The 26,029-nt window shown below is 68.5% G+C and carries 23 protein-coding genes; 13 read left to right on the top strand and 10 right to left on the bottom strand.

Translation table 11 applies throughout. The annotated features are described in order from the left end of the window. Nucleotides 1-109: 109 nt before the first annotated feature. From fliK to WS91_RS17610, 3 genes are all read left to right on the top strand, one after another. Nucleotides 110-1,666 (top strand): flagellar hook-length control protein FliK, encoded by a 1,557-nt coding sequence (fliK, locus tag WS91_RS17620; protein WP_059670704.1) that lies wholly within the window; start codon nucleotides 110-112, stop codon nucleotides 1,664-1,666. Continuing rightward, the gene (locus WS91_RS17615; RefSeq protein WP_059643418.1) at nucleotides 1,663-1,986 is read left to right on the top strand and encodes an EscU/YscU/HrcU family type III secretion system export apparatus switch protein; all 324 of its coding nucleotides are present in this window, start codon (nucleotides 1,663-1,665) and stop codon (nucleotides 1,984-1,986) included. Before fliK ends, WS91_RS17615 begins: the two co-directional genes overlap by 4 nt. A 364-nt stretch (nucleotides 1,987-2,350) precedes the next feature. Next, complete coding sequence (locus WS91_RS17610; RefSeq protein WP_059670703.1) at nucleotides 2,351-3,070, top strand: PepSY-associated TM helix domain-containing protein; 720 nt, start codon at nucleotides 2,351-2,353, stop codon at nucleotides 3,068-3,070. A 487-nt stretch (nucleotides 3,071-3,557) separates the two neighbouring features. Here WS91_RS17610 and WS91_RS17605 read toward each other — a convergent pair whose 3' ends face one another. The 8 genes from WS91_RS17605 to WS91_RS17570 all read right to left on the bottom strand — a co-directional run bounded on the left by WS91_RS17605 (nucleotide 3,558) and on the right by WS91_RS17570 (nucleotide 11,382). Then, on the bottom strand, nucleotides 3,558-4,583 hold the full coding sequence (locus WS91_RS17605) for an XdhC family protein (RefSeq protein ID WP_038748499.1): 1,026 nt from the start codon (nucleotides 4,581-4,583) through the stop codon (nucleotides 3,558-3,560). Between the two features lie 194 nt (nucleotides 4,584-4,777). Next, complete coding sequence (locus WS91_RS17600; RefSeq protein ID WP_038748497.1) at nucleotides 4,778-6,178, bottom strand: amino acid permease; 1,401 nt, start codon at nucleotides 6,176-6,178, stop codon at nucleotides 4,778-4,780. A 210-nt stretch (nucleotides 6,179-6,388) separates the two neighbouring features. Next, nucleotides 6,389-7,045: a response regulator transcription factor RqpR gene (gene rqpR / locus WS91_RS17595; protein WP_038748495.1), complete on the bottom strand. Its 657-nt coding sequence runs from the start codon at nucleotides 7,043-7,045 to the stop codon at nucleotides 6,389-6,391. Next, on the bottom strand, nucleotides 7,042-7,884 hold the full coding sequence (locus WS91_RS17590; RefSeq protein ID WP_059670702.1) for a sensor histidine kinase: 843 nt from the start codon (nucleotides 7,882-7,884) through the stop codon (nucleotides 7,042-7,044). Before WS91_RS17590 ends, rqpR begins: the two co-directional genes overlap by 4 nt. Nucleotides 7,885-8,299: 415 nt before the next feature. Next, nucleotides 8,300-9,070 carry a ferredoxin--NADP reductase gene (locus tag WS91_RS17585; RefSeq protein ID WP_038748492.1) on the bottom strand — a complete coding sequence of 257 codons (771 nt, stop codon included), beginning with the start codon at nucleotides 9,068-9,070 and terminating at the stop codon, nucleotides 8,300-8,302. Between the two features lie 213 nt (nucleotides 9,071-9,283). After that, the gene (locus WS91_RS17580; protein ID WP_038748490.1) at nucleotides 9,284-9,937 is read right to left on the bottom strand and encodes a LysE family translocator; all 654 of its coding nucleotides are present in this window, start codon (nucleotides 9,935-9,937) and stop codon (nucleotides 9,284-9,286) included. Between the two features lie 53 nt (nucleotides 9,938-9,990). Beyond that, nucleotides 9,991-10,803 carry an endonuclease/exonuclease/phosphatase family protein gene (locus tag WS91_RS17575; protein ID WP_059583836.1) on the bottom strand — a complete coding sequence of 271 codons (813 nt, stop codon included), beginning with the start codon at nucleotides 10,801-10,803 and terminating at the stop codon, nucleotides 9,991-9,993. Between the two features lie 6 nt (nucleotides 10,804-10,809). After that, nucleotides 10,810-11,382: a hypothetical protein gene (locus tag WS91_RS17570; RefSeq protein WP_038748487.1), complete on the bottom strand. Its 573-nt coding sequence runs from the start codon at nucleotides 11,380-11,382 to the stop codon at nucleotides 10,810-10,812. 363 nt (nucleotides 11,383-11,745) lie between these two features. Between WS91_RS17570 and WS91_RS17565 the strand changes: the two genes are divergently transcribed. The 10 genes from WS91_RS17565 (at nucleotide 11,746) to WS91_RS17520 (ending at nucleotide 23,189) form a co-directional block, all read left to right on the top strand. Continuing rightward, nucleotides 11,746-12,726 carry an AAA family ATPase gene (locus WS91_RS17565; protein WP_038748485.1) on the top strand — a complete coding sequence of 327 codons (981 nt, stop codon included), beginning with the start codon at nucleotides 11,746-11,748 and terminating at the stop codon, nucleotides 12,724-12,726. Nucleotides 12,727-12,797: 71 nt separating this feature from the next. After that, nucleotides 12,798-13,910: an NAD(P)/FAD-dependent oxidoreductase gene (locus tag WS91_RS17560; protein ID WP_082758228.1), complete on the top strand. Its 1,113-nt coding sequence runs from the start codon at nucleotides 12,798-12,800 to the stop codon at nucleotides 13,908-13,910. Between the two features lie 143 nt (nucleotides 13,911-14,053). Then, nucleotides 14,054-14,368, top strand: a complete 315-nt coding sequence (locus WS91_RS17555) for a high-potential iron-sulfur protein (protein ID WP_038748484.1) — start codon at nucleotides 14,054-14,056, stop codon at nucleotides 14,366-14,368. Between the two features lie 234 nt (nucleotides 14,369-14,602). Beyond that, nucleotides 14,603-15,895 (top strand): MFS transporter, encoded by a 1,293-nt coding sequence (locus WS91_RS17550; protein WP_059670701.1) that lies wholly within the window; start codon nucleotides 14,603-14,605, stop codon nucleotides 15,893-15,895. Nucleotides 15,896-16,279: 384 nt separating this feature from the next. Then, complete coding sequence (locus tag WS91_RS17545; RefSeq protein ID WP_038748480.1) at nucleotides 16,280-17,908, top strand: ABC transporter substrate-binding protein; 1,629 nt, start codon at nucleotides 16,280-16,282, stop codon at nucleotides 17,906-17,908. Nucleotides 17,909-18,020: 112 nt separating this feature from the next. After that, nucleotides 18,021-19,031, top strand: a complete 1,011-nt coding sequence (locus tag WS91_RS17540) for an ABC transporter permease subunit (protein ID WP_038748478.1) — start codon at nucleotides 18,021-18,023, stop codon at nucleotides 19,029-19,031. Nucleotides 19,032-19,123: 92 nt separating this feature from the next. Further along, a complete protein-coding gene (locus WS91_RS17535; protein ID WP_059643434.1) occupies nucleotides 19,124-20,041 on the top strand; it encodes an ABC transporter permease subunit in 918 nt (305 codons plus the stop codon). A 1-nt stretch (nucleotide 20,042) separates the two neighbouring features. After that, the gene (locus WS91_RS17530; RefSeq protein WP_038748474.1) at nucleotides 20,043-21,035 is read left to right on the top strand and encodes an ABC transporter ATP-binding protein; all 993 of its coding nucleotides are present in this window, start codon (nucleotides 20,043-20,045) and stop codon (nucleotides 21,033-21,035) included. Then, a complete protein-coding gene (locus WS91_RS17525) occupies nucleotides 21,032-22,048 on the top strand; it encodes a peptide ABC transporter ATP-binding protein (RefSeq protein ID WP_038748472.1) in 1,017 nt (338 codons plus the stop codon). The genes WS91_RS17530 and WS91_RS17525 overlap by 4 nt, the downstream gene beginning before the upstream one ends. After that, nucleotides 22,041-23,189, top strand: a complete 1,149-nt coding sequence (locus tag WS91_RS17520) for a TraB/GumN family protein (RefSeq protein WP_059670700.1) — start codon at nucleotides 22,041-22,043, stop codon at nucleotides 23,187-23,189. The genes WS91_RS17525 and WS91_RS17520 overlap by 8 nt, the downstream gene beginning before the upstream one ends. 500 nt (nucleotides 23,190-23,689) lie before the next feature. Here the strand turns inward: WS91_RS17520 and WS91_RS17515 are convergent, their stop codons facing one another. Both WS91_RS17515 and WS91_RS17510 read right to left on the bottom strand, forming a co-directional pair. After that, on the bottom strand, nucleotides 23,690-24,646 hold the full coding sequence (locus tag WS91_RS17515; protein WP_059643437.1) for a DUF979 domain-containing protein: 957 nt from the start codon (nucleotides 24,644-24,646) through the stop codon (nucleotides 23,690-23,692). After that, complete coding sequence (locus WS91_RS17510) at nucleotides 24,643-25,389, bottom strand: DUF969 domain-containing protein (RefSeq protein WP_059643449.1); 747 nt, start codon at nucleotides 25,387-25,389, stop codon at nucleotides 24,643-24,645. The genes WS91_RS17515 and WS91_RS17510 overlap by 4 nt, the downstream gene beginning before the upstream one ends. Between the last annotated feature and the right edge of the window lie 640 nt (nucleotides 25,390-26,029).

Genomic DNA, 26,029 nt, shown 5'->3' with positions numbered 1-26,029 from the left:
CGGGCGGGGCACGCCGCCGCGTTCGTGCGCGCCGGCTCACGCAAGCGGACGGCGCGCGTCCGTTTGCGCGGGTTGCACGAATTTCATCCGGCGCGCGTCAGGACTCACGATGACCGCTATCGACACCGCTGCCGCCGCCATCCTGGCGAGCCGCATCGACAGTCTTCTCGACGCGATCCAGCCCTCGGCGGGCGGCGCGGCGGCGGCACAGGTCGGCACGTCCGGCGCGCCGCCGGCGTCAGCGCCGCCGCAGCAGGCGGCGGGCGGGCCGCCGCCTGCGTCCGCGCAGGCCGTGCTGTCCGAGGTCGGACTCACGTTCGACGCGATTTCCCGTTACGGCGGCGATGCGACGCCCGCGGTCGTCGGCGCTGCGCCGCTGCTGCCCGCGCCGCCGATCGCGTCCGCCGCGCAAGCGGCCGCGTTGGTCGATCCGTTGCTTGTCGCGTCCGATGCCGGCAACCCCGGGCCGTCCGCGGCGGCGCCCAGCGCGCAGGCGGCGCAGGCCGCGGCGCAAGCGTCTTCGGGCGCATCGCCCGCCGCCGCGCTGAGCGCGGCGCTCGCGCAGGCCGTCGCGGAAAGCGGCCTCTTCTACGAATCCCATCTCGCACAATGGCTCGCGGGCCAGCGCACGACGGCCGAGCTCGCGCGCGAGCCGCAGGCGCGGCTCGCGACGGCCGGCCAGCCGGGCGCGCAGGCCGGCCAGGCGGGCAATGCGCTCGACGACGCGCTTGCCGATCTGCTCGCCGCGCGCCTGCCGCTGCCGCAAGGCGGCCGCGACGACGCGCCCGCGCAATCGGCGGCGCGCAACCCGGGGCAGCCGGCGGGCGACGCGGGCGAAGGCGCGGCGGCGTCGGGCCGCGCGCCGCCGAACGCGGCGGCGCTCGCACGCTCGGTCGACGCGTATGCGGCGCTCGCCGGCGAAGACGGCAAGCCCGCCGCCGCGCAAGCCGCGCAGACGGCCGGCGCGCGGCCCGGCATGCCGCCTCCGGACGCGGAAGCGCCGGCGTCGGTCGCGGCCTCGCTGCACGCGGCGACGCTGCCGATCGTGCGTCAGCAGCTCGATCTGCTCGCGACCGACCAGTTTCGCTGGACCGGCGAAGCGTGGCCGGGCGCGAGGCTCGACTGGACGATCGAGCCGGACGAGCGGCATGGCCGCGAGCGGCCGTCGTCCGAGGCCGAAGCGCCGGATGCGCGCGGCTGGCGCACGCACTTGACGCTCGCATTGCCGTCGCTCGGCACCGTCGACGCGGAGCTCGTGCTGAACGGCGAGCAGCTCGCCGCGCGGCTGCGCGTGAGCGAGGCGGGCGCGGCGCGGCTCGCGCCGCACGGCGACGCGCTGCGTGCCCGTTTGCAGGCGCTCGGATTGCAGGTGAGCGGCTTGTCGATCCGCGTGATCGACGGGGTGCCCGACGGTTTCGACGCGACGGTCGCGCGGGCGGCCGCGTCCGCGTACGCGCGCGCGGCGGCGAGCGGCGAGCCGGGGGCGGCAGGGGCGACGGGACCGACGGGACCGACTGGACCGACTGGGGAGAGGGGGGCGGCAGGACCGACAGGGGCGGCCGGTATTGCGAGCGGCGCGGCTGCAGGCGCCGGTGCGGCGGGCGTCGAGCCGCGCACGCCGCCGTCGCCGGTCGAGACCGACGACGATTGGGAGCTCGCGCGATGAGCGGGCCGCAGCGCAAGCGTGCCGCGGTGCTCGCGTACGACGCGAAGGGCGGCGATACGGCGCCGCGCGTCGTCGCGAAGGGCTACGGGCTCGTCGCCGAGCGGATCATCGAGCGGGCGCGCGATGCCGGGCTGTACGTGCATACCGCGCCCGAGATGGTGTCGTTGCTGATGCAGGTCGACCTCGACGCGCGGATTCCGCCGCAGTTGTATCAGGCGGTCGCGGAACTGCTCGCGTGGCTGTACGCGCTCGAACGCGGCGCAGGCGACGGTGACGGTGACGGCGGGCAGACGGTTTTTCCGCCGTTGCCGAAGCGGTGAAGGCGGACGGCCTGAGGGCGTGACCGGTGTCTCGGGCTCGTGGGACGTGCGTCGGTGCTCGATCGTTCGGTGCGGTGGGTTGGTGAGCTGGCGGATCGGTGAGTCGGTGAGTCGGTGAATCGGTGAATCGGTGAATCGGTGAATCGGTGAATCGGTGAATCGGTGAATCGGTGAATCGGTGAATCGGTGAATCGGCGAGTCGGCGAATCAGCGAACGCGCAGCACGATCCTGGCTCCGTCAGCGTCCAGCGACATTGAGTTCGCCGATATTTTATGTAATGATATCCATTCTCATTTAATTAAACGGGCGGCGCGCGACTCGGTTGCGCGCCGCCCGATGTTTTGTGCGAATGGAAATCGAAGCGTGAACGCGCCCGAATCGATCGAAAAACTCACCGGCGTCGTGGTGCCGTATCCGGGTTCGCCGCGCAAGCTCGACGAGATCGAGCTCACCGAGCGCCGCCGCCGCTCGCGGCGCGCGACGTTCATCAAGTGGCTTCGCAAGGTGCATGGCTGGGTCGGCTTGTGGGGGGCGGTGCTGGGCCTGCTGTTCGGCGTGACGGGCGTGCTGCTCAATCACCGCGCGCCGCCGCTCAAGATCTCGTCCGGCGAGCCGCAAGTCAGCCAGCTGCAACTCGCGCTGCCGTCGCCCGTGCCCGATACGCCCGCCGCGATGGCCGCGTGGGTTCGGCGCGAGCTCGCGTTCGACGGCCGGCTTGGCCGCATCCGCAAAGATCCGGCGCAGCCCGTCGCGTGGGGCGAGCGCCGCGTCACGCAGCCCGAGCACTGGCAGTTCGGCCTCTTCGGCCCGCGCAGCAACGTGCAGGTCGAATACTGGAAAGGCAACGGCTACGTGTCGGTGAAACGCACCGACAACGCGATCCTCACGACGCTCAATAACCTGCATCGCGGCGTCGGGATGAACCTGTTCTGGGTGCTGCTGATGGATACGATCGCGGGATCGATGGTCCTGCTGTCGCTGACGGGTGTGCTGCTCTGGACCGAGCTCAACAAGCGGCGCACGGTGGGCGTCGTGCTCGTCGCCGGGTCGGTGGCAGCGGCGCTGGCGGCGGGCTTGTCCTGAGTCGAGCATCTTCGGCCGCGGCTTTCCGGGCGGCGCGCGCCGCGCGTTCGTCGGGCGTTGTCGCGCCGCGCGCCGTTACGTCTTTCCGCGCGGCGCGATGCGCAAGGCGTCGCATTGTGCAATCGGGCCGGCTCGACGTCGAGTCGCGCATGCTTTTCACGATCGCGGGCCGGCATCGTCGGTTCGCCCGTCGAGACAAGCGCACGGTTGCGGCCTGATTTGCGGCGCGCATGTGCGCTGGACTTCGAAAAACAGAAAGTCCGCTGGATGACCGGGCTATTCTGCTTTGCCGACCGCCGACCGCCGACCGCCGACCGCCGACCGCCGACCGCCGACCGCCGACCGCGAACGCGAACGCGAACGCGAACGCGAACGCGAACGCGAACGCGAACGCGAACGCGAACAGCGAACAGCGAACACCGAACAGCGAACAGCGAACAGCAAATCACCACACCCCAAACACCGATCGACGTTCGCGGCCGCCGACCTAAATTCCGCACGCCACGTCGCCGTTCGTCGCGACCTCCCGCGCCGCCTTCGCTCCCTCGACCTGCAGGATCGTCGGCAGCGACACGCCATTCTTCGCCGCCGTCACCTCGGCGAGAATCGACACCGCGATTTCCGGCGGCGTCCGGCTTCCAATGTAGATGCCCGCCGGCCCGTGCAGCCGCGCGAGTTCCGCCGCGCTCAGATCGAATTCCCGCAGCCGCTCGCGCCGCGCCTGGCTGTTGCGCCGCGAGCCGAGCGCGCCGACGTAGAACGCCGGCGTCTTCAGCGCCTCCATCAGCGCGAGATCGTCGAGCTTCGGATCGTGCGTCAACGCGATCACCGCCGAGCGGCGGTCGAGTTGCATGTCGAGCACGGTGTCGTCGGGCATCGTCCGCACGACGTGCGTGCCGGGCACGTCCCACGCGTGCGTGTATTCGTCGCGCGGATCGCAGACCGTCACCTGATAATCGAGCCCCACCGCGATCTGGCACAGATAGCGCGACAACTGCCCCGCGCCGATCACGAGCATCCGGTAGCGCGGCCCGTGGATCGTCACGAGGCGCGCGCCGTCGAAGTGGAGCCCGTCGGTCGCGATCGCGGGCGCGAGCGTCGCTTTGCCGCTGGCGAGCTCGAGCGTGCGCGTGACGAGCCGGCCGCGCTCGACCGCGTCGCACAGCGCCGCGACGCCGCTCGCCGGCCCGAGCGGCTCGAGCACGAGCTCGATCGTGCCGCCGCACGGCAGGCCGAAGCGGTGCGCCTCCTCGGCCGTCACGCCGTATTTGACCGCTTCGGGCCGCGTCCAGCTCGCGACGCCCGACGCCTGCACGCGCGCGATCAGATCGTCTTCGATGCAGCCGCCCGACACCGAGCCGGCGACGAGCCCGTCGTCGCGCACCGCGAGCATCGCGCCCTCGGGGCGCGGCGACGAACCCCAGGTCCGCACGACCGTGACGAGCAGCGCGCGGCGCCCCTCGCCGAGCCAGCGCGCGCTCGTTCGCAGCACTTCGAGATCCACGCTTTCCATGATCCGGTCCTTGCAGCTTCCCGGCCGATGGGATTCCGGCCGCTGAATGGCGCGATTATGGCGCGTCCGATGAAAGCGTGCAGGAGCGGCCGCGCGCACAAAAAAAGCGCTCCCGGCGATCGGGAGCGCTTGGGCTCGGGCGGCGCGGCGAGCCGTGCGATTGGCCCGCCGCGCGCATGGCGCGAAAAAGCGCGTCAGTGCTGCGCGCCGTGCGCGAGCTTCGAGTGACGGCGCGAGTACGCGAAGTACACGACGAGGCCGATCACGAGCCACGCGCCGAACGCGATCCACGTGACGGGCTGCAGGTTCAGCATCAGGAACAGGCACGCGGCGACGGCGAGAATCGGCACGATCGGCACGCCCGGGCAGCGGAACGCGCGCGGCAGATCCGGGTGCGTGCGGCGCAGCACGAGCACCGCGATCGACACCATCGAGAACGCGGCGAGCGTGCCGATGTTGATCAGCTCGGCGAGCACGTTGAGCGGGATCAGCGCCGCGATGAGGCCGAAGAACAGGCCGACGAGCCAGGTCGTCAGGAACGGCGTCGCGAAGCGCGGATGCACGCGCGAGAGCGCGGCGGGCAGCAGGCCGTCGCGCGACATCGCGAAGATGATCCGGGTCTGGCCGTAGCTCATCACGAGAATCACGGTCAGCATGCCGATGACGGCGCCGAGATCAATGAAGCCCGCGACCCACTTCTCGCCCGCGACTTGCAGCGCGTACGAGATCGGGTGCGAGATGTTCGCGTACTGCGCCCACGGCACGATGCCCGTCGCGATCGCCGCGACCGCGACGTACAGGAACGCGCACACGCCGAGCGAAGCGATGATCCCGATCGGCAGATCGCGCTTCGGGTTCTTCACTTCCTCGGCCGCCGACGACACCGCGTCGAAGCCGATGAACGCGAAGAACATCACGGCCGCCGCGCCGAACACGCCGTTCCAGCCGTGCGGCATGAACGGCTTCCAGTTCGCGGGCGTCACGTGGAAGACGCCGACGGCGATCACGAGCAGCACGACGGCGACCTTGATGAACACCATGATGTTGTTCACGCGCGTCGATTCGCGAATGCCGATCGACAGCAGCGTCGTGATGACGATCATCACGAGGAACGCGGGCAGGTTGAAATAGGTGGCGACGCCCGGCAGCGCGCCAGGCGCGGCGGAGAGCGCTGCGGGCAGCGACACGCCGAAGCCTTGCAGCAGCGATTGCAGATAGCCGGACCAGCCGACCGACACCGCGGATGCCGCCAGCCCGTATTCGAGCATCAGGTCCCAGCCGATGATCCACGCGACGACCTCGCCGAGCGTCGCGTACGAATACGTGTAGATCGAGCCGGCGACGGGGATCGTTGATGCGAATTCGGCGTACGACAGCGCGGCGAGGCCGCACGCGATCGCCGCGATCACGAACGCCAGCATCAGCGCGGGGCCGGCCTGCACGGCGCCCGTGCCGGTCAGCACGAAGATGCCGGTGCCGATGATCGCGCCGATGCCGAGAAAGGTGAGGTCGACCGCGCCGAGCGCCTTCTTGAGGCCGGCCGCGTGCGCGCCGGCGATCATGCGGTCGACGTTTTTCTTGCGGAAGAGAGACATTGCGAAGGGTGACCGGAAACGCGAGGCGCGCGCCCGGATAAGTGGAAAACCCGCCATTTTAGCGGATGTCGCGCGCTTGCCCGCGCCGGACGGCGCGCGTTTGCGACGTGAGTCGCAAAAAAAATCGTCCAATGAAAACAATCGTTTGCGGTCGGCGCGGCGTTGCGCCGCAGGGCGTGCGCGCCGCTTCGGACACGCGCGCCCCCGGCGCTACGCGCCGATCGCCGGGTTCATGTCGACGAGGCGGTTGCTCATCACGTAGAACGTCAGCTCCGCGTTGTTCGACAGCTTCATCTTCTCGAGCAGGCGCGTGCGATAGACGCTGACCGTCTTCACCGACAGCGACAGCGCGAGCGCGATGTCGGTGAGCCGCTTGCCCGACGCGATCATGCAGAGCGTCTGGTACTCGCGGTCGGACAGCTTCTCGTGCGGCAGCGGCTCGTTCTCGAACGACACGTATTCGGCGAGCGCCTCGGCCATCGCCGGGCTCACGTACTTGCGGCCCGCGGCGACCTGGCTGATCGCCGACACCATCTGCACGGCGTTGACGGTCTTCGACAGATAGCCGGCCGCGCCCGCCTTCAGCGCACGCACCGCGAACTGATCCTCGCGGTACATCGAGAACATCAGCACCGGCGTGCGCGCCAGCTTGCGCTTCAGGCGCTTGAGCACCTCGATGCCGTTCATGTCGGGCAGCGAGATGTCGAGGAGGATCACGTCGAACGTGCTCTTCTCGGTGATCGCGAGCGCCTCGCTGCCGGATTCGGCCTCCATGACCTCGCGCGCGATGCCGCGGTCGATCAGCAATTGGCGAATGCCTTGGCGGACGATCGCATGATCGTCGACGAGCAGGATCTGCAGGCTCATCTTGCCTCCCGGCGCATCCTGCGCGCGACGGCCGGCGCGTGCGCGGCGGCGACGAGCGCGTCCCACGCGAAGCGCGCGCGCAGCACGGTGCCCGCGCCGCTCGGGCGCGGCGAGACGAGCTCGAGCGTGCCGCCGAGCGCCTCGCAGCGCGCGCGCATGCTGCCGAGCCCATAGCCGCGGCGGCGCGCGGCGGCGATGCCCACGCCGTCGTCCGCGACGACGAGGCTCAGATGCGTGTCGTCGACGTCGATCCGCACGTCGGCGGCCGACGCGTGCGCGTGCTTCGCCACGTTTGCGAGCGCTTCCTGCGCGACGCGGAAGACGGCGAGCGTGCCGTCGGTGCGAAGCTGCGTGACGCGCGCGTCGGCCGCGCAGACGAAGCTCGTGCGCAGGCCGGTGCGCGCGCCGTGCGCGCCGATCCACGCGGCGAGCGCGCCGACGAGCCCCGCTTCGAGCGCGGGCGTGCCGAAGCCGTCGATCAGGCGCCGATTCGCGGCCGTCGCGGCGTCGAGCGCCTGCTGCGCGAGCGCGAGCGCGCGCCGGCACGCGTCGGGCGCGCCGTCCGGCAGCCAGGTTTCGACGTTCGCGAGCGCGAAGCGCGCGGCGGTGAGATCGGCGCCTAGGCCGTCGTGGAGCTCGCCCGCGAGATGGCGGCGCGCGGATTCGTCTGCGGCGACGAGTTCGGCGGACAGTTGCGCGACGCGCGCGCCGAGCCGCTCGGCGGCGGGCGCACGCGCGGCGGGGCGGGAAACGAAAGGAATGCCGACCTCGGGTGCGAGGTCGCTCGCCGACGCAGCGGCGGCGCTTGCAATCGACGGCGCAATAGACGGCGTATCCATGACTCTCCCTTTCTGTTCAGAAAGCTATTCAGATACCTACTGAAACGATTGCGAACCGCCGCAGCCGGTACGACCTGTCGGCGGCTAAGTCAGCAATGCGCCGTGGAAACACTATTTACATCTTGTAACAATTAGTCTGGCACTGTAACAGCACGTGGGACCGTTTTCACACGCCGCGCATGATATCGCAGAATTATAGGAAAAGTCATACGGGGCGGACGTTTAAAGGCGATCGTTACGCCTCAGGATGTTCCCGATGTAGGACAAACACCGACAGACAATTTCGGCAAAATAACGCGAAGTTGTAACGATGTTGAGATACAAATATGACATTTTGTAACTCTGTTGCAGAGATTCGGCATAAAAAAACCGGAGCGTGAGGCTCCGGTTTTTTTGATCTGGATTAAACGCGGGATCAGTCGACGAACGCGCGCTCGATCACGTAGTGGCCGGGGGCGCTGTTTTTGCCCTCGACGAGGCCCGCTTTCTTCAGCAGCTCGGTCGTGTCCTTCAGCATCGCGGTGCTGCCGCACAGCATCACGCGGTCGTGCTCGGGCGAGAACGGCGGGGTGTCCAGATCCGTGAACAGCTTGCCTGACGAGATCAGATCGGTGATCCGGCCTTCGTTCTCGAATTCCTCGCGGGTGACGGTCGGGTAGTACACGAGCTTCTCGCGGATCACTTCGCCGAGGTACTCGTGGCCCGGCAGGTCGTTCTTGATGAAATCCATGTACGCGAGCTCGCCCTTCAGGCGGCACGTGTGCGTGAGGATCACCTTGTCGAAGCGGTCGTAGATGTCCGGATCGCGAATGATCGACATGAACGGCGCGAGGCCCGTGCCCGTCGACAGCATCCACAGCGTCTTGCCGGGCAGCAGGTTGTCGGCGACGAGCGTGCCCGTCGGCTTCTTGCCGATGAGGATCGAATCGCCGACCTTCAGGTGCTGCAGCCGCGACGTCAGCGGGCCGTTCTGCACCTTGATGCTGAAGAATTCGAGATGTTCTTCATAGTTCGGGCTCACGATGCTGTATGCGCGCGTGAGCGGCTTGCCGTCGACTTCCAGGCCGACCATCGTGAATTCGCCGTTGTTGAAGCGCAGGCCTTGGTCGCGGGTGCAGGTGAAGCTGAACAGCGTGTCGGTCCAGTGGTGGACGGACAGGACGGTAGCGGTGTCGAATTTGCTCATGGATTCGGAAACGGACGCGTATAACGGGCCCCAAAACGGGCAAAAAACCGAGGGCGTCGGCCCGATCGCGGATCGGCCGGCCGGCGCGTCGGACACGCGCCTTCTCGATGAGAGACGATTGAGGAACTTGTTATTTTACCCTGCTTGCGGCACGCGCGGGCTTGCCCCCCGCGAGCGCGCGGATTTGGCGCAACGCATTCTTTCCGGCGACGCTCATCGGTCGGCCGCGAGCTTCGCGCCGAGACCGACGAGCGCCGCCCCGCACAGCGCGTCGAGCGGGCGCCGCACGCGCCGGTAGCCGCGCTGCGCGCGCGGGTTCGCGAACAGGTACGCGACGCCGCAATACCAGCCGCCCGACATCGCGCCGATCGCCAGCAATGTCGCGCCGTCGAACCACAGCGGGACGTGCGAGGGCAGCATCGCCGCGAACACGCTGGTCCAGAACGCGCACGATTTCGGGTTCGTCAGGCACGTGAAGAGGCCCGTGCGGTACGCGTGCAGGTAGTCGCGCATCGCGGGCGGCGGCAGGGCGGCGCAGGCGTCGCCGGCGCTGTCGGATGCGGGCGCCGGCTCGCGCCGCGCGCTCGCGCGCAGCAGCTTGATGCCGAAATACACGAGATAGGCCGCGCCGCCGATCCGGATCGCCTCGTACAGCCATTCGACCTGGTGCAGCACGGCCACGAGCCCGAGCATCGCGAGCGTCGCCCACGTGAGCGACGCGGTGCCGACGCCGAGCGCCGACACCGCGCCGAGGCTGCGGCGGCCCGACAGCGACAGCTGCGAGATCATGAAGATGTTCGGGCCCGGCGTGACGAGCGCGACGAGGTAGACGGCACAGATTTGCAACAGGATCGGCAGCAGGTTCATGGCGGCGCGGGTTCGAAAACGGGGCAAGCCGTTAATGTAGCGCGCCGCCGCGCTCACGGCGAATCCAGCCGCAGCCGCGCGATGTACGGCAGATGATCGGACAGCCAGGCGGTTTCCTCGCCGGGCGCGCGCCATTCGATCGGCGTCATGCCGCGCACGAACATCTTGTCGAGCGCGAGCGCGGGCGAGAACGCCGGAAACGTGCGGCCCGATTCGCCGAGCAGCGTCGCGACTTCGGACAGGCCGATGTCGCCGAATAGCGAGATCGAGTCGTTGCGCCAATCGTTGAAGTCGCCGGCGAGCACGAGCGGCCCCGCGCCCGCGTGGCGCTCGATCCAGTGCGCGATCCAGTGCATTTGCCGCAGCCGCGCGGCGCGCGTGAGCGCGAGGTGCGCGCACAGCAGCGTGACGGGCGCGCCGCCCGCGAGCGTCGCGCGCGCAACGAGCAGGCCGCGGCGCTCGAAGCGGTGCGCCGAGATGTCCCAGCGGCCGCCGAGATCGAGCGGGTGCGGCGACAGGATCGCGTTGCCGTGCCGCCAAGAGGGCTTGAACACGTTCGGCCCGAGCGCGATTTGCCAGTCGAGCGCGCGCGCGATCTCGGTCGCCTGGCAGTGCCAGACGTCGTCGACGGGCTCGGCCATCGGCGTGCCGAAGCCGGACGCGAGCACCGGTCGCGGCATGCGCCGCGCCATCGCTTCCTGCAGGAAATAGACGTCCGCGTGCGTCGCTTCCACCCAGCTGCGCATCGCGTCCCACGCGGTGAAGCCGAGCGGCGAGCGGCCCTTGTGCAGATTCCAGCTCACCGCCGTGATCTCGTTCTCGGCCGGCAGCGGCTCGGCGAGCGACAGGGTGTCGGGCACGTGCATGATCGATCAGTCCCCGACGACGCGCGCTCGCACGCGATAGACGAGTTGCGGGTTGCGCTCGGCGAGGGTCCAGTCTGTCCACTGGGCGGCGCGCGCATCGAGGGCCGGATGGCTCGCGACAATTCGACGCGGCGGCGGGCGCGTGCACGGCGCGCCGGCGGACGGCGCGGCGCCGTCGTCGGCGAGCGTTTCCTGCGCGTCGATCGCGAGCGCGACCGCGTTGCCCTCGACGTACAGCGGCGCGACCGTGATCGTGCGCGACAGGCCGGAGGCGGGGGCGCCCGCGGCCGACGCGGCCGCCGGTGCGGCGCCGCACCCGGCGGCGGGCGCGACGGGAATGCCGTGCGTGTCCGAGCGGGCCTGGCCGACGGTGGTCTTCTGCTCGAACGTGTCGATCGTCTGGCCGTCGCGTACCACCTGGATCTCCCAATCGATCACGGGCTGCGGGCCGCTCTGTGCATGCGCGCCGAACGCGGCGGCGCCGAGCGCGCCGGCAACGCCGGCTTCGAGTACGAATTTTCCGGCGCGGGCGAGCCGGGAGGCAGGACAGGCGGGCATCTTACGCTTAAACGAAATCATCGAACTTCCGACCGCGCGGGTTTTTGCTCGGTTCATCTTTCGCACGCGGCGCCGTTATCGGGGACATCGACGACATGTGCGCGGCGTGCGGATTTTCAAGCATCGGGCGGCGCGGCAAACGGGCGCGCCGCGCGGGCGCGAGTGGCGAATGCGGCGGCGGCGCACGCGTTGCGGACCGCGGTTTGCGGCGCGATGCGCACGACGTGAACTCACGATCATACGCGCGGCGCGTGCCGCGTGCAGCATCGCGGGCATGTTAGCAGCAGCCCCAGACGGCTGCTCGCTTGCAGTGGACGCCGGGCTGGCTACACTGAAATCGAAGGGGTCTGATGGGCAGGCAGCAGTAGCAAGGCGAGGTGGGCGATGACGACGGCGATGGTGAAACAGGAACTGGCGGTGGCGTCGTTCAGCACGGTCTACGATCTGGACCGTGTCGAGACGGCGCTGAACGATCTGAACGAAGGTGCGAGCGATGCGCTGCGCGCGACCTACGAGAAGATGCTGAAGACGGGCAATCTGCGCTTTTGCGTGAAGCCGACGCGGATGCCCGCATTCGATTCGCTCGCGGAGGAATTGCCGAACTTCGCCGAGCTGCTCGACGACGTGCGCAAGCAGGTGGCGCTCTGCCTGGAAACCGACGACCGCCTCGAATTGATGCCGATCCTCCTGCTCGGCGAGCCGGGCATCGGCAAGACGCATTTCGCGAAGGCGCTCGCGAAGATGCTCGGGACCGCTTACCACTACGTGCCGATGAGCTCGCTCACGGCGGGCTGGGTGCTCTCGGGCGCGTCGTCGCAGTGGAAGAACGCGAAGCCGGGCAAGGTGTTCGATGCGCTCGTCAACGGCTGCTACTCGAACCCCGTGATCGCGATCGACGAGATCGACAAGGCGGGCAGCGACGCGCAGTACGATCCGCTCGGCGCGCTGTATGCGCTGCTCGAGCACGACACCGCGTGCGCGTTCGTCGACGAATTCGCCGAGGTGCCGATCGACGCGGGCAACGTGATCTGGATCGCGACCGCGAACGACGCGAGCGCGATTCCCGAGCCGATCATGAACCGGATGAACGTCTACGAGATCGAGCCGCCCGACGCGTCGGGCGCGCGCCGCATCGCGCAGACGATCTACGGCGAGATCCGCAACGCGCATGCGTGGGGAAGGCGCTTTCCCGACGCGCTCGGCGACGATGCGCTCGACGTGCTCGCCGCGATGCAGCCGCGCACGATGCGCCGCGTGCTGCTGCACGCGTTCGGCGCGGCGCGGCTCGACGGGCGCGACGCGATCGCGCCGCACGACATCCGCACCGGCGAGAGCGCGGGGCGCCGCCGGCCGATCGGCTTTTGACGGGCGCCACGCGCACACGCTTCGCGCGACGTACAATCGTATGTCCTGCCTTCGAAGCGTGAGCGACGCGAATGACGATGGAGCGGATTGACTGTGTGGTGATCGGCGCCGGCGTGGTCGGCCTCGCGATCGCGCGCGAGCTGGCCGCGCGCGGACGCGAGACGCTGATCCTGGAGGCGGCCGACGCGATCGGCGCGGGCACGAGTTCGCGCAACAGCGAGGTGATCCACGCGGGGCTCTACTATCCGCGCGGATCGCTGAAGGCGTCGCTGTGCGTGCACGGGCGCGACCTGCTGTACGACTTCTGCGAGACGCACCACGTGCCGCACCGGCGCTGCGGCAAGCTCGTCGTCGCGACGTCGCCTTCGCAGGTGAAACAGCTGAAGGCGATCGCCGCGCGCGCGGAGGAAAACGGCGTGCTCGATCTGCTCACGCTGTCGCGCGACGAAGTGCAGGCGCTCGAGCCCGAGCTCGAATGCATCGAGGCGCTGTTCTCGCCGAGCACGGGCATCGTCGACAGCCATCAGCTGATGCTCGCGCTGCTCGGCGACGCCGAGCGCGGCGGCGCGTCGTGCGCGCTGCGCTCGCCCGTCGAATCGATCGACGCGGCGGGCGGCGGCTTCGTCGTGCGCGTCGGCGGCGCAACGCCGACCGAAGTCGAAGCCGCATGCGTGATCAACAGCGCGGGGCTCGGCGCGCAGGCGCTCGCGAGGCGCGTTCGCGGGCTCGATTCGCGCTGGGTGCCGCCCCTTTATCTCGCGCGCGGCAATTACTTCAGCCTGGCCGGCCGCGTGCCGTTCGCGCATCTCGTCTATCCGGTTCCGGACCGGGCCGGGCTCGGCGTGCATCTGACGCTCGATCTCGCCGGGCGGGCGCGCTTCGGGCCCGACGTCGAATGGATCGACGCGCTGCGCTACGACGTCGATCCGCGCCGGGCAGAAGCGTTCTACACGTCGATCCGCTCGTATTGGCCGGGATTGCCCGACGGCTCGCTGCAGCCGGCGTACGCGGGCATCCGCCCGAAAGTCGCCGGGCCGGGCGAGCCCACCGCCGATTTCGTGATCCAGGGCGTCGCGCAGCACGGCGTGCGCGGGCTCGTGAACCTGTTCGGCATCGAGTCGCCCGGGCTCACCGCGGCGCTCGCGATCGCGCAGCGCGTCGGCGAAATGGCCGCGCGCACGTAGCATGCGTAGGTTGCATGACGATTTCTTGTTTTCGATTGGCTTATCTTCGGAATTACCCGCGTCACATTTGGGTGCATGAGCGGTATGCTTGTGCGCTGCTGCCGCTAGAGCAGCGACAACCCACAATGTTGGAGCGAATTCCCATGAAAACGTCCCGCCGGAGTTTCCTGATCACGAGCGTCGGGGCCGTGTCGGCGCTCGCGCTCACGCGCGAAGCGTTCTCGGCCGATCTGCCGATGCTGTCCGAAAGCGATCCGACCGCCGTCGCGCTCGGCTACAGGGCCGACGCCACCAAGGTCGACAAGGCGAAGTTCCCGAAGTACGCGGCAGGCGAAGCCTGTTCGGGCTGCATGCTGTATCAGGGCAAGAAAGGCTCGGCGTCGGGCCCGTGCGGCGCGTTCCCCGGCAAGCAGGTGGCGGCGAAGGGCTGGTGCAACGCGTTCACGAAGATGGCATGACGCAAACCTGAAGCGGCGCGCGGCGGTCTCGCGCCGGCGCGCCGCGTCGCATCGAAGTGCAAAACGCCCGCCGTCCGACGACGGCGGGCGTTTTTTATTGCTTGAAATCGATTCCTCCGCTTTCTACACTCGCTCAACGGCAGTCGGCGCGGCCTCCGCCTTTTTTCGGCGGCGATATCGGCGCGCGACGCACGACGACATCACACAAAGGCACGACGACAGCGAGGGGCGAGGATGGCATCCGTTGCGGCTTCGACGAAAACGGCGGGACAGGCGCTGAACCGGCGCGCGGTGGTGGCGGCCGTGATCGGCAACGCGCTCGAGTGGTACGACTTCATCGTCTTCAGCTTCATGACGGTCGTGATCGCCGAGCTGTTCTTTCCGACCAGCCGCGAGTATTCGTCGCTGCTCCTCACGACCGCGACGTTCGGCGTCGCCTTCTTCATGCGGCCGATCGGCGGCATCGTGCTCGGCCTCTACGCGGATCGCGCGGGGCGCAAGGCGGCGCTGTCGCTCGTGATCCTGATGATGACGTTCGGCATTCTCCTGATCGCGATCGCGCCGCCCTACGCGGCGATCGGCATCGGCGGGCCGCTCCTCATCGTGCTCGGACGCCTGCTGCAAGGCTTCTCCGCGGGCGGCGAATTCGGCAGCGCAACCGCGCTCCTGATCGAAGCGGCGCCGTTCTCGCGGCGCGGCTACTACGGCAGCTGGCAGATGGCGAGCCAGGCGGCGGCGCTGCTGTTCGGCTCGCTCGTGGGCGCGGCCGTCACGCGCGGCCTGTCGACCGAGGCGCTGCACGCATGGGGCTGGCGCGTGCCGTTCCTGCTCGGGCTCGTGATCGGGCCGGTCGGCTTCTACGTGCGCCGCCATCTCGTCGATTCCGAAGCGTTCCTGCATGCGCGCGCACGCGGGCGGCGCGTGACGCTTCGCGACGTGTTCGCGCAGCACGGGCGCGCGGTGACGTGCGGGCTCGGCGCGGTGATCGCGCTCACCGTGACCGTCTACGTGCTCATCAGCTATCTGCCGACGTTCGCCGTCAAGCAACTGAAGCTGCCTTACGCGCAGTCGTTCTACGCCGTGATCGTCGGCAATCTGCTGTTGACGGTGCTGTCGCCCGTCGCGGGCGCATGGTCCGACCGGATCGGGCGCAAGGGGCTGTCGCTGTGGGCGCTCGGGCTGACGCTCGTGATGATCTATCCGCTCTTCCTCTGGCTCGACGCGTCGCCGAGCATCGCGCGGCTGATTCTCGTGCAGGCGATCCTGTCGGTGACGCTCGCCGGCTACTACGGACCGTTCGGCGCGATGATCGCCGAGCTCTTTCCGGCGCGCGCGCGCTCGACGGGCCTGTCGCTCGCGTATAACGTCGCGGTGATGGTGTTCGGCGGCTTCGGGCCGTTCATCGTCACGTGGCTCATCAAGACGACGGGCACGCCGCTGGCGCCGACCTATTACGTGATGGCGGGGCTCGCGCTGTCGTTCGTCGCGATCGCGTTCGTGCCGGCGAGAAGCGCCGATCTCGATTGACGGCGGCGGGCCGCGCGGCTGATACGCGGTCGATACGTGGCCGATACGTGGCCGATGCGCGGCTGATACGCGGTCGATGCGCAAGACGTCGGCGCGAACGCGCGCCAATAAAAATCGCGCAATCCGTATCAGTCACGTATCGAACCCGATTCATCGCCGAAGACCGTTACGAAAAAACGAAGATATCAGGGATAACGCTGATCGCGGCGAATCGTGCCGAATGAGCTCGGCGGCGCACGCGCCGCGCGCGGCCCGGCAGCGCGTTTCGCGATCGCGCGCGCATGACGAATGGTTTTTTCTCCAGCTTGTTCCTCTTACGAAAGCTCAAGTAATATCCGCGTACGCTGGCCTAGGCCGGCCTTGAACTGGAGACCTGGAGGAAACATGGAACATAATCGTCTGTTGCGCGCGCTGCGTGTTACCGCCATCGCGGGCGTCGCAGCGGCATCGTTCGGCGTCGCGGGCTCTGCATTCGCACAGATCCCGAACAAAACGCTCGTCTACTGCTCAGAAGGCAGCCCGGCGGGCTTCGATTCCGCGCAATTCACGACGGGCGTCGATTTCACCGCGTCGACGTTCCCGATCTACAACCGCCTCGTCGAATTCGAGCGCGGCGGCACGAAGGTCGAGCCCGGCCTCGCCGAGAAGTGGGACATTTCGTCCGACGGCAAGATCTATACGTTCCATCTGCGCCACGGCGTCAAATTCCATAACACCGATTTCTTCAAGCCGACGCGCGAATTCGACGCGGACGACGTCGTATTCACGTTCGAGCGGATGCTCGATCCGAACCAGCCGTTCCGCAAGGCCTATCCGGTGTCGTTCCCGTACTTCACCGACATGGGCCTCGACAAGCTGATCGTCAAGATCGAAAAGGTCGATCCGTACACGGTGCGCTTCACGCTGAAGGAGCCGAACGCGCCGTTCATCCAGAACCTCGCGATGGAGTACGCGTCGATCCTCTCCGCCGAATACGCGGATCAGCTGATGAAGGCGGGCAAGGCGGCCGACATCAACCAGAAGCCGATCGGCACGGGCCCGTTCATCTTCCGCAGCTACACGAAGGACGCGACGATCCGATTCGACGGCAATCCTGATTATTGGAAGAAGGGCGCGGTGAAGATCTCGAAGCTGATCTTCTCGATCACGCCCGATCCGGGCGTGCGCGTGCAGAAGATCAAGCGCAACGAGTGCCAGGTGATGAGCTATCCGCGGCCCGCCGACATCGCGACGCTGAAGGCCGATGCGAACGTCGACATGCCGTCGCTGCCGGGCTTCAATCTCGGCTACCTCGCGTACAACGTGCAGCACAAGCCGGTCGACAAGCTCGAGGTGCGCCAGGCGCTCGACATGGCGATCAACAAGAAGGCGATTCTCGAATCCGTCTACCAGGGCGCGGGCCAGGCGGCGAGCGCGCCGATGCCGCCGACGCAATGGTCGTACGACAAGAACCTGAAGGCCGCGGCCTACGATCCGGCGAAGGCGAAGGCGCTGCTCGCGAAGGCGGGCTACCCGAACGGCTTCCCGATCACGCTGTGGGCGATGCCCGTGCAGCGCCCGTACAACCCGAACGCGAAGCTGATGGCCGAGATGATCCAGGCCGACTGGGCGAAGATCGGCGTGCAGGCGAAGATCGTCACGTACGAATGGGGCGAGTACATCAAGCGCGCGCATTCGGGCGAGCACGACACGATGCTGATCGGCTGGAACGGCGACAACGGCGACCCCGACAACTGGCTCGGCACGCTGCTCGGCTGCGAGGCGGTGAAGGGCAACAACTTCTCCGAGTGGTGCTACAAGCCGTTCGACGAGCTCGTACAGAAGGGGCGCGTGACGACCTCGCAGGACGGCCGCACGAAGATCTACACGCAGGCGCAGCAGATCTTCGCGCAGCAGCTGCCGTTCTCGCCGATCGCGAACTCGACCGTCTATCAGCCGGTGCGCAAGAGCGTCGTCGACATGCGGATCGAGCCGCTCGGCTATGCGCGCTTCGACGGCGTCAGCGTGAAATAAGCGCGTTGGTGCGCCGTTAGGCCGACTGCACGATAATCACCGGCGACGGGGGGCCATGTGCTCCTCGTCGCCGGTCGCACATTTCCCCCCCAAGAAAATATCGAGAAGCGTCATGTTCCGATTCGTCTTGCGCCGCGTGGGCATGGTGATCCCGACTTTCATCGGCATCACGGTGCTCGCGTTCGCGCTGATTCATCTGATACCGGGCGACCCCATCGAAGTGATGATGGGCGAGCGCGGCGTCGATCCCGCAATGCATGCGGAGGCGTTGCATCGCCTCGGGCTCGACGAGCCGCTGCCCCTCCAGTACCTGCACTACGTCGGCCGCGCGCTGCACGGCGACCTGGGCATGTCGATCATCACCAACACGAGCGTGATGGGCGAGTTCCTCGCGCGCTTTCCCGCGACGGTCGAGCTGTCGGCCTGCGCGCTCGCGTTCGCGCTCGCCGTCGGGCTGCCGGCCGGCGTGTTCGCCGCGCTCAGGCGCGGCACGATCGTCGATCACGGCGTGATGGGCACGGCGCTCACCGGCTACTCGATGCCGATCTTCTGGTGGGGCCTCATCCTCATCATGGTGTTCTCGTCCACGCTCGGCTGGACGCCCGTGTCGGGCCGCATCGCGGTCGAGTACGAGATTCCCCATGCGACGGGCTTCATGCTGATCGACACGCTGCTCTCCGGCGAGGAGGGCGCGTTCGCATCGGCGGTGAGCCATCTGATCCTGCCCGCGATCGTGCTCGGCACGATTCCGCTCGCGGTGATCGCGCGGATGACGCGCTCGTCGATGCTCGAAGTGCTGCGCGAAGACTACATCCGCACCGCGCGCGCGAAAGGGCTCTCGCCCGTGCGCGTCGTCGTCGTGCACGCGTTGCGCAACGCGCTGATCCCGGTCGTCACGGTGATCGGCCTGCAGGTCGGCACGCTGCTCGCGGGCGCGGTGCTCACCGAGACGCTGTTCTCGTGGCCGGGCGTCGGCAAGTGGCTCATCGACGCGATCGGACGGCGCGACTATCCGGTCGTGCAAGGCGGCATCCTGCTGATCGCGACGCTCGTGATCGTCGTGAATCTCGTCGTCGATCTGCTGTACGGCGTGTTGAACCCGCGCATTCGCCATACGAGGTAATCGAACATGCATCCCCACACTCGTATTCATCCGCTGCCCCGGCGCTCGACCGCCGCGGCCGCAATCGCGCGCGTGGCCACGCGGGAGGCGCAATGAGCGACATGCAAAACGCGATGCCGTCGCAGGGAGCGGCGCTCAGCGGCCGCGTGCTCGCGCTGCGCGAATTCTGGGCGAATTTCTCCCGCAATCGCGGCGCGGTCGGCGCGGGCGTCGTCGTGCTCGTGCTGGTCGTCGTCGCGCTGCTCGCGCCGGTGCTCGCGCCGCACAGCCCGATCGAGCAGTACCGCGACCACGTGAAGATTCCGCCCGCGTGGCTCGAGGGCGGCAACTGGCAATTCGTGCTCGGCACCGACGAAGCGGGCCGCGACATTCTCTCTCGCCTGATGTACGGCGCGCGGATGTCGTTCTGGATCGGCTTCGTGTCGGTCGTGCTCGCGCTGATTCCCGGCGTCGTGCTCGGGCTCGTCGCCGCGTTCTTCCAGAAGTGGGCCGACACGCCCGTGATGCGCGTGATGGACGTGCTGCTCGCGCTGCCGTCGCTGCTGCTCGCGGTCGCGGTCGTGGCGATCATCGGCCCGGGCTTGACCAACACGATGTTCGCGATCGCGATCGTCGCGCTGCCCGCGTACGTGCGCCTGACGCGCGCGTCGGCGCTGGGCGAACTGCAGAAGGAGTACGTGACGGCGTCGCGCGTCGCGGGCGCGGGCACGCCGCGCCTGATGTTCTCGCAGGTGCTGCCGAACTGCACGGCGCCCCTCATCGTGCAGGCGACGCTCGGCTTTTCGTCGGCGATCCTCGACGCCGCCGCGCTCGGCTTCCTCGGCCTCGGCGTGCAGCCGCCGACGGCCGAGTGGGGCGCGATGCTCGCGTCGGCGCGCGATTACATCGACAATGCCTGGTGGATCGTCACGATGCCCGGCCTGTCGATCCTGATCTCGGTGCTCGCGATCAACCTGCTCGGCGACGGGCTGCGCGACGCGCTCGATCCCAAACTCAAACGGATGGCGTGACATGAGCGATTTATTGACCATCCGCAATCTCGCGGTGAACTTCAACGGGCTACCCGCGGTCGACAGGATCAACCTGTCCATCGCGCGCGGCGAAGTGGTCGGCGTGGTGGGCGAATCCGGCTCGGGCAAGAGCGTGACGATGATGGCGCTGATGGGCCTGATCGACGCGCCCGGCATCGTCACCGCCGACGAAATCGCGTTCGACGGCGTCGATCTGCTGAAGGCGAGCCCGAAGGCGCGCCGCGGGATCATCGGCAAGGACATCGCGATGGTGTTCCAGGACGCGCTGACGAGCCTGAACCCGAGCTACACGGTCGGCTATCAGATCAAGGAGGTGCTGAAGCTGCACGAGGGCCTGCGCGGCGACGCGCTGAACAAGCGCGCGCTCGAATTGCTCGACCAGGTTGGAATTCCCGATGCGAAGAACCGCATCGGCACGTTTCCGCACCAGATGTCGGGCGGCATGAACCAGCGCGTGATGATCGCGATGGCGGTCGCTTGCAATCCGAAGCTCCTGATCGCCGACGAGCCGACGACCGCGCTCGACGTGACGATCCAGGCGCAGATCATGGATCTGCTCGTTACGTTGCAGAAGGAGCGCGGGATGGCGCTCGTGCTGATTTCGCACGATCTCGCGGTCGTGTCGGAAGTCGCGCAGCGCGTCGCGGTGATGTACGCGGGCGAGATCATCGAGACGAATCGCGTGCCGGACATCTTCGCGCATCCGCATCATCCGTACACCGAAGCGTTGCTCGCGGCGATACCCGAGCACAACGCGGGCGCGAAGCGGCTCGCCGCGCTTCCCGGGATGGTGCCGGGCCGCGACGACCGGCCGAGCGGGTGCCTGTTCGCGCCGCGCTGCAAGTACGTCGTCGACGACTGCACGAAGGCACGCCCCGCGCTCGCCGAGCTCGTGCCGGGCACGGGCATGCGCGTGCGCTGCATCAAGCCGCTCAATCTGCAAGCGGCGCATACGGAAGGAGGCGCGCGATGAACGCAGTCTACGAAACGCGCGAGTCCGCCGCGCGCGACGACATCGTGCTCGTCGCCGACCATCTCGCGAAGCACTACACGGTTCGGCGCGGGATGTTCGGGCACGGCACCGTGAAGGCGCTGAACGGCGTGTCGTTCTCGCTCGTGCGCGGCAAGACGCTCGCCGTCGTCGGCGAATCCGGCTGCGGCAAGTCCACGCTCGCGCGCCAGTTGACGATGATCGAGCAGCCGACGTCCGGGCATCTGTCGATCGACGGCCGCGACGTCGCGGGCGCGGATCGCGAGACGATCGCCGCGCTGCGCCGCCGCGTGCAGATGGTGTTCCAGAATCCGTTCGCGTCGCTGAATCCGCGCAAGACGGTCGAGCAGACGCTCGCCGAGCCGCTCGCGATCAACACGCATCTGACGGCCGCCGAGCGCGCGCAGCGAATCGCGCAAATCATGCGCACGGTGGGCTTGCGCCCGGAGCACGCGAAGCGCTATCCGCACATGTTCTCGGGCGGGCAGCGCCAGCGCGTCGCGATCGCGCGCGCGATGATCCTCGATCCGCAGATCGTCGTCGCCGACGAGCCGGTGTCCGCGCTCGACGTGTCGATTCAGGCGCAGATCCTGAATCTCTTCATGGATCTGCAGGAGCAGTTCAAGACGAGCTACGTGTTCATCTCGCACAACCTCGCCGTCGTCGAGCACATCGCCGACGACGTGATGGTGATGTACTTCGGCAGCGTCGCGGAGCTCGGCGACAAGAAGACGATCTACGCGCGGCCGAGGCATCCGTATACGCGCGCGCTGATGTCGGCGACGCCCGCGATCTTCGAGGCGGACCGCAAGATCCAGATCAAGCTGCAGGGCGAGCTGCCGTCGCCGCTCAATCCGCCGTCGGGCTGCGCATTCCATCAGCGCTGCCCGTACGCGGTCGAGCGGTGTCGCGCCGAGGAGCCGAAGCTGCGCGAAGTCGACGGCCGGCTCGTGGCCTGCCATCGCGCCGAGGAGGTGGGGGAGGCGAATGCCTGAGGTAGTGGCGGCGCGCGAAGCCGCGCGCCGCTCGCGTAACGGCGTGCGGCGCGCGGCTTCGCGAGCCGCACGCAATCCCCGGCGCTGGCGCGCGCGTGCGCTCGCGGGCGCCGTGCTTGCCGGCGCGTGCGCGGCGGGCGGGCTCGCGTGGCCGACCGTCGGCGCGCTGGCGGCGGGCGGCGTCGCGGCCGCGCCGGTGCCGCAGTCGCCGATTCCGACGCCGAGCATGTTGCTGCCGGGCTTTCACGCGCCGCCGCCGTCGACGTCGAACGGCACCGTCGCGAGCGGCGCGGTGCGCACGCAGCCCGCGCGCATGCCGTTCTATGTCGCGACGAAGGGCAAGGTCACCGTCTACGTGCTCGGCACGCTGCACGTCGGCGAGCCTGCCGACTATCCGGCGAACCAGCCGTTTCGCCGCCCGATTCTCGCGGCGCTCGCCGCGTCGCCGACGCTCGCGCTCGAGCTGTCTCCCGACGATCTGCTCGAATCGCAGGACGACGTGTCGAAGTACGGCGTGTGCAACTATGCGTGCCTGCCGCGCCTGCTGCCGGGGCCCCTCTGGCAGAAGCTCGCGAACCGGCTGCGCGGCAATCCGGCCGCGCTCGCCGGCATCCGCCACATGCGGCCTTGGCTCGCGTCGCTCGTCGTCGAAACGTACGATTCGCTGTCGGCCGGCCTGCAGACCGAATACGGCACCGAGGCGCAATTGCAGAACGTGTTCCTGCGCAAAAAGGGCGGCAAGGTGGTCGGGCTCGAGACGCTCGCCGAGCAGATGCGCGCGTTCACGGGGCTCACGCTCGCGCAGCAGCGCGAGATGCTCGCGCAGGACATGGCGCAGACGCCCGCGCAGAACGCCGACGACGTGCGCGCGCTGCACCGCCTCTGGCGCATCGGCGATGCGGACGCGATCGCCGCATGGGCGAGCGCGAAGACGGAGCGGCTCACGCGCGTGCGATCGATCGCCGATTCGATCGACAACAAGATCGTCTACGAGCGCAACCGCCGTTTCGTCGCGCGCATGGCGGCGATCGCCGCGCCGAACAAGCCGCTTTTCGTCGCGATCGGCGCGTTGCACCTGGGCGGGCCGAAGGGCGTGCTCGAGCTGCTGCGGCAGCAGGGCTATCGTGTCGACGCCGGGTGATCGGGAATCCCGAACGACTAGGGATTAACCCAAATTTTGCGGTGTTTGGCGAGCGGAGCGTGTTCCGACGATTGACACTCCGTGGGGCTAAATCTATTCTCCTTTCACCAAGTCGTAAAAAAGAAAATGCGCTACGGGGAACAATAAAAACAGCGCGGGGGTAGCGTTGCCGGCGCGCGTCGAGCGTGTCGGCAGCGGTTGTCTGCATGCACGACGGGGCCAATCACCACAACAAGCCAACATGCAGGCACATACGCCTACTCAATGGACGTTCCGCCGTTCGGCCGGGGGAAGCAGATGCGGGCGGCGGCGGACGCATTTTTTATCCAAAGCGTGGGGCTTCGTTGCGACGCGCGCGGCGGCTGACGGGCCGCTGCATCAAGCGGGCGGCCGCTGGCCGAACCGCTCGGCCGGTTAATCGGCCGGTCGATCGGCCGGTCGAAGAAAAAGCGCCCGAGGGCGCTTTTTTCATGGCCCGCATGCCCGCGCGCCGCGCCCGTTCACCGAAACATCAGGAGATTCAGCAGCACGATGTTCGCCGCGAGCAGCGCGAGCGCGGTCGGGATCTGCACCTTGATCACGCCGTTCTTGTCGGGCAGCTCGAGGAGCGCGGCGGGCACCATGTTGAAGTTCGCGGCCATCGGCGTCATCAGCGTGCCGCAGTAGCCGGAGAACATCCCGATCGCGACCATCACGGCCGGATCGCCATGGAACACGTTGACGAGGATCGGCACGCCCACGCCGCCCGTCATCACCGGAAACGCGGCGAAGCCGTTGCCCATCACCATCGTGAAGAGCGCCATGCCGATGCAGTACACCGCGACCGCGACGAACCGGTAGTCGAGGTTCACGTACGCCGTCGTCACGTGCGCGACCGCCTTGCCGACGCCCGCATCCGAGAACACGAGCCCGAGCATGCCGAGCATCTGCGGCAGCACGGCCGCCCACGACAGCGCGTCGATGAGGCGCCGCGCCTCCTGCAACGACTGGCCGACCGAATCGCGCGTGATCCAGCACGCGAAACCGAGCGCGATCACGCAGCCGATGCCGAAACCGATCAGCGTGACGTTTTTCGGATCGACGAGCGGCGCGCCGCCGACGTGCAGATGGCTCGCCGCGAGCGTGATCGCGACCGTCACGAACGGAATCGTGAGCGCGGGCACGAAGAGCCGGTTGCCGATGCGCGCGGCGCTCGCGCGGCGGATTTCGTCGGCCGGCAGCTTCGGCTTGGCCGCCGTTACGCCGCCGAAGCCCGCGATCAGCGCCATCGCGATCACGAGCGCGCCGACGAGCTCGACGGGCAGCATGTCGCCGACGATGAAGACGAGCGCGTAGAGCAGCCAGAAGCCGCCCGTGGTGAAGCGGCGCGGGTGCGCGCGGTCGGTGACGATCGTCGCGCCGACGGCGAGCAGCACGAGGCCGACGAGCCAGAACAGGTAAGTGATCGTGAGCGTCATGCGCGGCCTCCGTGGTCGGCGGCGGTGGCGGTGGCGGCGGTGAGCGGCGCGGCCAGCGCGCGCAGTTCGCGTTCGAGCCGGCGATCGAGAAGCCACAGCCGGAAGCCGTGGATCAGGAACGCGGATACGGCGGTCGGAATGCCCCAGAGCGCGACGTGCATCGGTTCCACCGCGATGCCCGCTTCCTTCAGGAACGTCACCATCAGCACGATCGCGCCGAACGCGACGAAGATGTCCTCGCCGAAGAAGAGGCCGACGTTGTCGGTCGCGGCGGCGAACGCGCGCAGCCGGTGGCGGATCGCGTCGGGCAGCGGACCGAAACGATTCTCGGTCGCGCCCTCGGCCATCGGCGCGATCAGCGGCCGCACCATCTGCGGATGGCCGCCGAGGCCCGTCAGGCCGACGGCCGCGGTCAGCTCGCGCACGAGCAGATAGATGATGAGAAGGCGTCCCGCCGTCGCCGCCCGGATGTTCGCGATCCACGCCTGCGCGCGCTCGCGCAGCCCGTGCCGTTCGAGGAGGCCGATCACGGCGAGCGGCAGCAGGAGGATGAGCGGGATGTTGCGGGTCTTGAGGAAGCCCGCGCCGATCGCGGCGAGAATCCGCTCGGGCGGGAAGTGCGCGCTCGCGGCCGTCGCGATCGCCGCGGTGGCGACGATCAGCATCGGATTGAAGCGCAGCGCGAAGCCGACAACGATCACGGCGACGCCGATCAGCGGCCATAGACTTACGGTGCCTTGCATGAACATTCTCCTGACATGGGTTGACGCGCGCCGTCTTGGAGCGGCGCGCGGGCGGCTTGCGATCGGCGCGCGGCCGGCGCGCCGATGGGCCTTTGCGGCTCTCGTGGCCGCTCGGGACTGCAGGGCGGGCGCGCGTTCGTTGCGCGCGTCCGCGCGATCCGGGCGAAGGCGGCTCGCGCGAGCATGCGCGCGCGCCGGCCTTCGCCGCGTCGGCGAATGGTTCTTGCGGCGGGCGCGGCCCGCCGCATGCAAGGTGTCGTGTGCGCCCGGCGCGTGGCGCGCGCCGGGCGGAGTTCATCGTTCGCGGCCGTTCGGCGCGCGGCGGCCGTCGGTCAGACGCCGGCCTGCTCGCGTCAGTCGTGCGCTGCGCCGCGATTTGCGCGATGCTCGGGCCCGCAGGGCGTCCCGCGCGCCGAGCCGCGCATCCGAATGCGCGCGATCGCGGCGAACCGTGTGCGCCGGGCCGGGTCGCTGCGCACACGCGCGCGCCGCCGGCCGGGCGTCGGACCTCGGACCTCGGGCCTCGGACCTCGAGCCTCGAGCCTCGAGCCTCGAGCCTCGAGCCTCGAACCTCGAACCTCGAACCTCGAACCTCGAACCTCGAACCTCGAACCCCGAACCCCGAACCCCGAACCCCGAA

Origin of the sequence: Burkholderia sp. MSMB1498 (assembly GCF_001526245.1) — a bacterium.
In the GTDB taxonomy this organism is placed as follows: domain Bacteria; phylum Pseudomonadota; class Gammaproteobacteria; order Burkholderiales; family Burkholderiaceae; genus Burkholderia; species Burkholderia savannae.
This window is presented reverse-complemented; position numbering and strand designations above follow the sequence as displayed.